We start from the raw sequence: 8745 nt of genomic DNA, 5'->3' as shown, positions 1-8745 counted from the left end.
TCGCCAACTCAGGATACGCTTCCATGTAAACGCAGCATGCTCTAGGGAGCCGGGGGTTGCACCCCCCGCCGCCACCCTGGCACCCTTCCCGCACCGAACCGGCCCAGGAATGGCCGGCGGGAGGGAAGGAAGGTCCGGAATGCAGCTCTCCGACCGGGTGACCGGGGCGGTGCTCGCGCTGCTGGGCGTGCTCGCCATCGTGTTCGGCGCCAGGCTGCCCGGCGTGCCCGGGCAGGAGATCGGGCCCTCGGTGTTCCCGATGCTGATCGGCGCCGGGCTGGTGCTCTGCGGCGTGCTGATCGTGCTCGGCGTCGGCGCCTCCTTCGAGGTGCCGGAGGAGGAACCGGCCTCCGGCTCCCCCGCCGCCGGCCTGCCCGCCGCCGTGGTCCACCGCGCCGTGCCGCTGCTGCGCCTGCTGGTGCCGCCCGCGCTGCTGCTGTTCTACGTGCTGGCCGTGGACCGGCTCGGCTTCCTGCCCACCGCCGCGCTGGTCGTGCTGGCCATGGCCTTCACCCTCGGCGCCCGCGCCCGCCTCGCCGTGCCGCTGGCGCTGCTGGCGCCGCTCGGCGTGTCCCTGGTCTTCTCGAAGCTGCTGCTGGTGCCGCTGCCCGACGGCATCCTGCCGCTGCCCTGGTGAGCGCGCGCGATGCACGACTTCCTCCAGGCCATCGCCCTCGTCGCAGCACCCGACGTGCTGATCGCCATCCTGCTCAGCTCGGTCTACGGGCTGGTGGTGGGCTCGCTGCCCGGGCTTTCCGCCACCATGGCGACGGCGCTGCTGGTGCCCGTCACCTTCTACCTCTCGCCCATCGCGGCGCTGGCCACGATCATCTCGGCCTCGGCCATGGCGATCTTCTCGGGCGACATCCCCGGCTGCCTGCTGCGCATCCCCGGCACGCCCGCCTCCGCCGCCTACACCGACGAGGCCTACGCGATGACGCGCAAGGGCCAGGCGGAGCTGGCGCTCGGCGCCGGGCTCTGGTTCTCGGCGATCGGCGGCATCGTCGGCACGCTGTCGCTGGTGCTGATGGCGCCGATGCTGGCGGAGATGGCGCTGAACTTCTCCTCCTTCGAGTACTTCTGGCTCGCCTTCCTCGGCCTGATGTGCGCGACGCTGGTGGCGCGCTCCTCGCCGATCAAGGCGATCGCCTCGATGCTGCTCGGCCTGCTCCTCGCCTGCGTCGGCATGGAGAACCCGGCCGGCACGCCGCGCTTCACCCTGGGCCTGACCGACCTGCTCGGCGGCATCGAGCCGATCCCCGTGCTGGTCGGCGTCTTCGCCGTCTCCGAGGTGATGCGCGCCTGCGTCACGCCCGAGCCGCCGCCGCTGCCGCGCCGCCGCTTCGGCTCCATCCTCGCCGGGCAGTGGCGGCTGACGCGCGAATACCCGAAGCCGCTGATCCGCGGCAACATCGTGGGCATCATCATCGGCGTGCTGCCCGGCGCCGGCGCCGACATGGCGGCCTGGGTCTCCTACGCCATGTCCAAGCGGTTCTCGAAGACGCCGGAGAAGTTCGGCACCGGCCACCCGGAGGGGCTGGTGGAGGCCGGCGCCTCCAACAACGCCTCGCTCGCCTCCGGCTGGGTGCCCTCGCTGCTGTTCGGCATCCCGGGCGACACCATCACGGCCATCGCCATCGGCGTGCTCTACATGAAGGGCCTGAACCCGGGCCCGACGCTGTTCACCGAGCGCGCGCCGCAGATGTACGCGCTCTACCTCATCTTCATCATCGCCAACATCATCATGATCCCGCTCGGCATCGCGATGATCCGCATCGCCGGGCTGGTGCTGCGCGCCCCGCGCGCGGCGGTGATGCCGGTGATCGTGCTGCTCTGCGCCGTCGGCGCCTTCGCCACCGGCAACAACCTGTTCGCCGTCGTGCTGGTCGCGGCCTTCGGCACGCTGGGCTACGTGATGGAGCGCAACGGCTACCCGGTGGCGGCGCTGGTGCTCGGCATCGTCATGGGCTCGATGGTCGAGCAGAACTTCGTCACCTCGCTCATCAAGTCGGACGGCTCCGTGCTGCCCTTCTTCGAGCGCCCCGTCTCGGCCGTGCTCGCCGCCATCACCTTCGGCGCGCTGCTCTGGCCGGTGGGCGTGTGGCTGTGGCGGCGCGCCTCAGGCAAGGACCCGGCGCGGGCGGAGGCCTGACGCGGGCGGGCCCGCCGCCCGCGCCCCTACCGCACGCGCCCCTACCGCACGCGCCAGGGCTCGACGCCCAGGCTCTCGCCGCGCTCCCGCGCCGCCATGGTGCCGGCGAGCGAGTCGGCGGCATCGCGCAGGAGGGGCAGCAGGCGCGCGACCATCTCCGCGACGTCCAGCCGCACCACCTCGCCGCTCATGCCCAGCGCCGCCTCGACCCGGCCGGCGACCCGCACCGGCACGGCGATCGAGCGGATGCCCATGATCGTCTCCTGGTCGTTGACGCCGTAGCCCTGCCGGCGCACCGCCGCGAGCGCGTCGCGCAGGGCGGCGGGTTCGGCGATGGCGTGCGGGGTGACGCGCTCCAGCCGCGTCGCGCGCAGCCACGCCTCCAGCGCCGCCTCGGGCAGCGCCGCCAGCAGCACCTTGCCGACCGAGGTGGTGTGCGCCGGGATGCGCGTGCCGACCGAGACGTAGTCGCGCCGCAGCCGCGGCGCGGCGGCGCGGCCGACATAGACGACGTCCGCCCCGTCCAGCACCGCCAGCGAGCAGGATTCGCCGGTCCGCTCGGTCAGCGCGGCGAGGATCGGCTGCGCGATGGCGGCGAGCGGCTGCGAGGAGAGGTAGGCGTAGCCCAGCAGCAGCGCGCGCGGCCGCAGCGAGAAGGCGCCGTCCTCGCGGCCGACATAGCCGAGATGCTCCAGCGTCCGCAGCACGCGCTGCGCCGAGCCGGGCGAGAGGCCGATGCGGCGGGCGACCTGGCTGAGCGTCAGGCGCGGCGTCTCGGGGCCGAAGGCCTCGATCACCGCGAGGCCCTTGGCCAGCGATTGCAGCAGGTCCTGCTCCAGCCCGGCGAAGCGCGTTGACACCCGGCGAGGTCCCTCCCTAGCATGACCGGAAAGCGGAGAAGTTTCCGTATAGCGGAAACTTCCTGTCGCAGGAAGCGCCCCGGCGAGGTTCCGCGGCAGGCGGCCCAGCGGGCGGCCCAGCAGGTGGCCCAGCAGGTGGCACAGGGAGGAAACCGGATGGCAGGCGACCGGCCACGCCACGTCACGATCCGCGAGGAAGGCCCGCGCGAGGGCTTCCAGATCGAGCCGCGCCCCTACCCGCTGGCCGAGCGCGCCGCGCTGGTCGAGGCGCTGGCCGCGGCCGGGCTGCGCAGCATCCAGGTCGCCTCCTTCGTCAGCCCGCGCAAGGTGCCGCAGATGGCGGATGCCGAGGCGCTGTTCGCGCTGATCCGCCGCCGTCCCGGCGTCCACTACGACGGGCTGTGGCTGAACGAGCAGGGCTTCCACCGCGCCCGCGCCACGCCGGGCGTCGACCTGGAAGGGCGGCTCGCGCTCTACGCCTCGGACAGCTTCGCGCGGCGCAACAACGACTGCGCCGCGGACGAGATGCACGCGCGGCAGGCGCGCTGGCTCGACCTCTACGCCGAGGCGGGGGTGCCGCTGTCGCGCGCCATCATCGTCACCGCCTTCGGCTGCTGCTACGAGGGCGCGGTGCCGCCGCGCCACGTCGTCGGGCTCGCCACCTGGGTGGACCGGCTGTGCCGCGAGCGCGGGCAGGTGCTGCCCGAGATCACCCTGGCCGACACGGTCGGCCTCGCCGGGCCGGACGAGGTGCGCCGGCTGGTCGGCATGGTGCGCGAGGCGCTGCCGGAGACGCGGATCGGCCTGCACCTGCACGACACGCGCGGCCTCGGCCTCGCCAACGTGGCGGCGGCGCTGGAGATGGGGGTGGACGCCTTCGACAGCTCGGTGGCCGGCCTCGGCGGCTGCCCCTTCGCCGCGCATGGCGACCACCGCGCCGCCGGCAACGTCTGCACCGAGGACCTGGCCTTCCTCTGCGACCGGCTCGGCATCGGCACCGGCATCGATCTCGGCGCGCTGGTGGAGGCGTCCCGGCTCGCCGAGCGGATCGTCGGCCGGCCGCTCGGCGGGCGGCTGATGCATGCCGGCCTGCCGGAGCGGCGCGCGGCATGAGCGCCCCCGACGCGCTCCCCGACGCGCTCCCTGGCCCGCGGCACGCGACCCCGCCGGGCGTGCTCGCCGGCATCCGCGTGGTGGAGCTGGGGCAGGTGCTGGCCGGCCCCTTCGCCGGCTCGATCCTGGCCGATCTCGGCGCCACGGTCATCAAGGTGGAGAAGCCCGAGGGCGGCGACGACGCGCGCCAGATGGGGCAGCCCTTCCGGCGCGGCGACTCCCTGATCTTCCACGAATTCAACCGCGGCAAGCGCTCCGTGGTGCTCGACCTGAAGTCGCCCGCCGGCGTCGAGGCGCTGCACGGGCTGCTCGCGGAGGCCGACATCCTGGTGCACAACCTGCGCCCCGGCGCGCCCGAGGCGCTCGGCATCGGCGCCGGGGCGGTGCGGGCGCGGCACCCGCGCCTGATCTACTGCGCCATCTCCGCCTTCGGCCAGCGCGGGCCGCTGCGCGACCGGCCGGGCTACGAGCCGCTGCTGCAGGCCTGGTGCGGCCTGTCCAGCATCACCGGCGCGCCGGGCGGGCCGCCGGTGCGCATGGGCGCCTCGGTGGTGGACCAGGGCACCGGCATGTGGACGGTGATCGGCGCCCTGGCCGCGCTGGAGCGGCGCCGGCGCACCGGCCAGGGCTGCGTGGTCGACACCTCGCTGTTCGAGACGGCGATCCTCTGGGCCGGGCAGAAGATCGACGCCTACGTCAACGAGGGGAAGGAGCCGGAGCGCCACGCCTCCGGCCATCCGGCCTTCGTGCCCTACCAGGGCTTCGACACGGCCGACGGGCCGCTGCTGGTCTGCTGCGGCAACGACCGGCTCTTCGCCAAGCTGGCGCAGGTGCTCGGCCACCCGGAGTGGCCGGAGGACCCGCGCTTCGCCCGCAACCGGGCGCGCCTCGCGAACCAGGCGGTGCTGCTGCCGCTGGTCGCGGCGATCCTGGCGGGGCGCGGCCGGCAGCACTGGCTGGAGCGGCTGCTCGCCGCCGGCGTGCCCTGCGCGCCGATCAACAGCATCGCCGAGGTGCTGGCCGATCCCCACACCGAGGCGTCCGGCATGCTCCAGCCCGTGCCCGGCGAGGATTTCCGGCTGGTGGCGATGCCGGTCTCCTTCGACGGGCGGCGGCCCGCCATCGCGCACGGCGCGCCGCCCCTCGGGGGGACGGGCGAGGCGGCGGGGCGGCAGGACGGGCGGGAGCGGGTGGAATGACGGAGCGGCACTCCGGTCCGACGCGGCGCCGCCTCGTCCGCGGCGCGGCGTCCCTGGCGGCGACGGGCGCCGCGCTGCCGCGCCGGTCCCGCGCCCAGGGCCTCGCCGATCCCCGGGGCTTCCCGAGCCAGCCGATCCGCCTCGTCGTCCCCTTCGCGCCCGGCAACGCGACCGACATCCTGACCCGCCAGATGGCGCCCGCCATGGCGCAGGCGCTGGGGCAGCCGGTGGTGGTGGAGAACCGCTCCGGCGCCTCCGGCGTGGTCGGTTCCGACTTCGTCGCGAAGTCGAGCCCGGACGGGCACACGCTGGTCATGGGCAGCATCGCGCCGCACGCCATCGCGCCCTCGCTGATGCGCAGCCCGCCCTACGACGTGCTGCGCGACTTCACGCCGGTCATGCTGGCCGCCAGCCTGCCCAACCTGCTGGTCGTGCACCCCTCCGTGCCCGCGCGGAACCTCGGGGAGTTCGTCGCCTACGCGAAGTCGCGCGAGGGCGGGGTGAACTACGCCTCGGTGGGCAGCGGCAGCTCCAGCCACCTCGCGGGCGAGCTGCTGCGGGCGAGGACCGGCGCGCCGCTGGTCCACGTGCCGTTCCGCGACGCGGCGCAGGCGATGACCGGCCTGCTCTCGGGGCAGGTGCCGATGCTGGTCTACGGCGTCACCGGCGTGCTGCCGCATGTGCGCGAGGGGCGCATGCGGGCGCTGGCGCTGCTCTCGGCCGCGCGCCTGCCGGAGCTGCCGGAATTCCCCACCGCCGCCGAGCAGGGGATGCCCGACTTCGTGGTGGAGCCCTGGATCGGCCTGTTCGGCCCGGCCCGGCTGCCGGCACCGGTGACGGAGCGCGTCTTCGCCGCGGCGCACGGGGCGCTGGAATCGCCCGCGGTGAAGGCGCAGCTTCCCGCCCAGGGCATGCAGGCGCGCGGCCTGCCGCCGGCCGCCTTCGCCGCCTTCCTCCGCGCGGAGATCCCGCGCTGGGCCGAGGTCATCCGCGTCTCGGGCGCCACGCTGGACTGATTCCGGCCGGCGCGCGTCCCGAGCCGTGCGGGGCGGTATCGCGCAGGGGGTTGCCCGCGGCGGGCCGGGCGCGGCCACGTGCCGCGCGGGGAAATCCCGCCGCGCCGCATTCCCGCGGGCCGGCGGGAGGCCGTCAGCCCCTCGGCGGGAACGCCACCACCACCGAGAGGCCGCCGCCCGGCGCCTCCTCCAGCCGCAGCGCCGCCCCGTGCAGCTTCGCCGCCGCCGCCGCCAGGGCCAGGCCGAGCCCGGTTCCCGGCGTCGTCCGGCTCCGGTCCAGCCGGTAGAAGCGGCGCAGCACCTTCTCCCGCTCCTCGGCCGGGATGCCCGGGCCGTTGTCGCCGACCGACAGCACCGCCCCGCCATCGGCGTCGCGCCGCACGGAGACCGTCACGCGCACCCCGTCGCCGCCATGGCTCAGCGCGTTCTCGACCAGGTTGGCCAGCATCTGCCGCAGCAGCGCCGCGTCGCCCTCCACCGTGACGCCCGGCGCGATCCCGGCCAGGAGGGACTTGCCGTCCTCCTCCGCCACCGCCTCGAACACCTCGGCGACCTGCGCGGCCAGCGCCGAGAGGTCCACCGGCGCGAAGCCCTGCCCGCGCAGCCCCGCCTCGGCGCGCGCGATGCGCAGCAGCGCGGCGAAGGTGCCGAGCACCCCGTCCAGCTCCGCGATCGCCGCCTCCAGCGCCGCCTCGTCGGCCGCCGGGTCGCGCGCCCGGGCCAGCGCGCCCTCCAGGCGCTGGCGCAGCCGCGAGAGCGGGCCGCGCAGGTCGTGCGCCACGTCCACCGTGACCTGCTTCAGCCCCTCCACCAGCGCCTCGATGCGGCCGAGCATGCCGTTGATGGTGGCGACCAGCCGGTCGAACTCGTCGTGGCTGCCGGTGGCGGGCAGGCGGCGCGAGAGGTCGCCCGCCATCACCTCGCGCGCCGCCTCGGAGACCAGCCGCAGCCGCCGCTCCAGCCGGCGCGCCGCCACCCAGCCGAGGCCGAGCGCCGAGAGCGCCGCGAGGCCGCCCGCCAGCGGCAGCGTGCCGGTCAGCGCCGCGGCGGTGCGGCCGACCGGCGCCGTGTCGGCGGCCACGATCAGGTTCAGCCCGCCCGGCAGCACCGCGCCCACGGCGCGGAGCTGCTGGCCCGAGGGCGAGCGGATGTCGGCGAAGCCGCGCAACCCGACCGGGGCGCCGGGGAGGGCGCCGGCCACCACCTGGCCGGTCACGGTCTGCAGCAGCACGTAGCTGCCGCTCCGCCGCTCCGCCTGGGCGCGCACCGACTGCAGCAGCACCAGCGGGCCGAACATCTCGAAGTCGGTGACGAAGCTCTCGGCCTCGGAGGCGACGGCGTAGTCGAGCTGCTCGCGCAGCGCCGCCTGGGCGCGCAGATAGCCCCAGGAGAAGCCGAGCACGCTCACCCCCAGCACCACGGCGGCGATGCCGAGCGCGGTGCGCAGCGCGAAGGAACGCGTCAGGTCGCGCCATGCGGTCGGCAGTCCGGCCGGCGGCCAGCGTCGGGGCAAGGCGCGCCGCTCAGCCCGGCGGGTCGAGCGCGTAGCCGGCCCCGCGCACGGTGCGGATCAGCGGCGCCGTGACCTCGGCCGCGCCCTCGGCCGTCCCCTCGACAGCTTTCTGGGGCGCCGCGGCGTCCAGCTTGCGGCGCAGGCGGCTGACATGCACGTCCACCACGTTGGTGGTCGGGTCGAAATTGAAGTCCCACACGTGCTCCAGCAGCATGGTGCGGGTCAGCACCTGGCCGGGCCGGCGCATCATGTACTCGAGCAGCCGGAACTCGGTGGGCAGCAGCTCCACCGGCCGGCCGGCGCGGCGCACGGTGCGGCGCAGCAGGTCCATCTCCAGGTCGCCGACGCGCAGCACCGCCGCCTCGGCCATGGCGCCGGCGGGCCGGCGCGCCAGCGCGTCCAGCCGCGCGCGCAGCTCGCTGAAGGCGAAGGGCTTGGCGAGGTAGTCGTCGGCGCCGGCATCCAGCCCCTCGACGCGGCTCTCCACCTCGCCCATCGCGGTCAGCATGATGACGGGGGTGCGGATGTCGGAGGCGCGCAGCGCCCGCAGGATGGCCAGCCCGTCGGGGCCGGGCAGCATGCGGTCGGTGATGATGGCGTCGAAGGTCTCGTTCAGGGCCATGAACAGCCCGTCCTTGCCGTTGCGCGCCACCTCGACCACGTGCCCGGCCTCGCCCAGGCCCTTGGCCACGTAGTCGGCGGTGCTCCTGTCGTCCTCGATCACCAGCACGCGCACGGCGGTGCTCCTCGCCCCCGGGGAATCGGTCCGCGCAGTGTCACCGCTTCGCCGCCGGAAGGCGAGACGGCGCGCGCCGCGCCGGGGCGGCGCCGGGCAGGCCGCCGGAGGCTCGCGGACGGGCGGGCAGGCTCTCGCGCCGCCTCTGCCGCCGAA

8 protein-coding genes are annotated in these 8745 nt (G+C 75.3%); 5 read left to right on the top strand and 3 right to left on the bottom strand.

What is annotated here, in order from left to right; all coding sequences use genetic code 11:
• The first annotated feature begins 139 nt into the window (after positions 1 to 139).
• Together M0638_RS17750 and M0638_RS17745 are read left to right on the top strand one after the other, a co-directional pair.
• Positions 140 to 637: a tripartite tricarboxylate transporter TctB family protein gene (locus tag M0638_RS17750; RefSeq protein WP_248668341.1), complete on the top strand. Its 498-nt coding sequence runs from the start codon at positions 140 to 142 to the stop codon at positions 635 to 637.
• Positions 638 to 646: 9 nt separating this feature from the next.
• Complete coding sequence (locus M0638_RS17745; RefSeq protein WP_248668340.1) at positions 647 to 2152, top strand: tripartite tricarboxylate transporter permease; 1506 nt, start codon at positions 647 to 649, stop codon at positions 2150 to 2152.
• A 41-nt stretch (positions 2153 to 2193) separates the two neighbouring features.
• Here M0638_RS17745 and M0638_RS17740 read toward each other — a convergent pair whose 3' ends face one another.
• Positions 2194 to 3012 carry an IclR family transcriptional regulator domain-containing protein gene (locus M0638_RS17740; RefSeq protein WP_248668339.1) on the bottom strand — a complete coding sequence of 273 codons (819 nt, stop codon included), beginning with the start codon at positions 3010 to 3012 and terminating at the stop codon, positions 2194 to 2196.
• Positions 3013 to 3168: 156 nt separating this feature from the next.
• Between M0638_RS17740 and M0638_RS17735 the strand changes: the two genes are divergently transcribed.
• The 3 genes from M0638_RS17735 to M0638_RS17725 are packed head-to-tail and all read left to right on the top strand — an operon-like array spanning position 3169 to position 6340.
• On the top strand, positions 3169 to 4125 hold the full coding sequence (locus tag M0638_RS17735) for a hydroxymethylglutaryl-CoA lyase (RefSeq protein ID WP_248668338.1): 957 nt from the start codon (positions 3169 to 3171) through the stop codon (positions 4123 to 4125).
• Positions 4122 to 5324, top strand: a complete 1203-nt coding sequence (locus tag M0638_RS17730) for a CaiB/BaiF CoA transferase family protein (RefSeq protein WP_248668337.1) — start codon at positions 4122 to 4124, stop codon at positions 5322 to 5324. Before M0638_RS17735 ends, M0638_RS17730 begins: the two co-directional genes overlap by 4 nt.
• Entirely contained in the window at positions 5321 to 6340 is a 1020-nt protein-coding gene (locus M0638_RS17725) for a tripartite tricarboxylate transporter substrate binding protein (protein WP_248668336.1), read from the top strand. The genes M0638_RS17730 and M0638_RS17725 overlap by 4 nt, the downstream gene beginning before the upstream one ends.
• 133 nt (positions 6341 to 6473) lie before the next feature.
• On the opposite strand, the gene M0638_RS17720 is transcribed toward M0638_RS17725, so the two are convergent.
• Together M0638_RS17720 and M0638_RS17715 are read right to left on the bottom strand one after the other, a co-directional pair.
• Complete coding sequence (locus tag M0638_RS17720; protein ID WP_248668335.1) at positions 6474 to 7853, bottom strand: ATP-binding protein; 1380 nt, start codon at positions 7851 to 7853, stop codon at positions 6474 to 6476.
• 10 nt (positions 7854 to 7863) lie between these two features.
• Positions 7864 to 8589 carry a response regulator transcription factor gene (locus tag M0638_RS17715; RefSeq protein WP_248668334.1) on the bottom strand — a complete coding sequence of 242 codons (726 nt, stop codon included), beginning with the start codon at positions 8587 to 8589 and terminating at the stop codon, positions 7864 to 7866.
• Positions 8590 to 8745 lie beyond the last annotated feature (156 nt).

Origin of the sequence: Roseomonas acroporae, from assembly GCF_023223525.1 — a bacterium.
Lineage (GTDB): Bacteria > Pseudomonadota > Alphaproteobacteria > Acetobacterales > Acetobacteraceae > Roseomonas_E > Roseomonas_E acroporae.
This window is presented reverse-complemented; position numbering and strand designations above follow the sequence as displayed.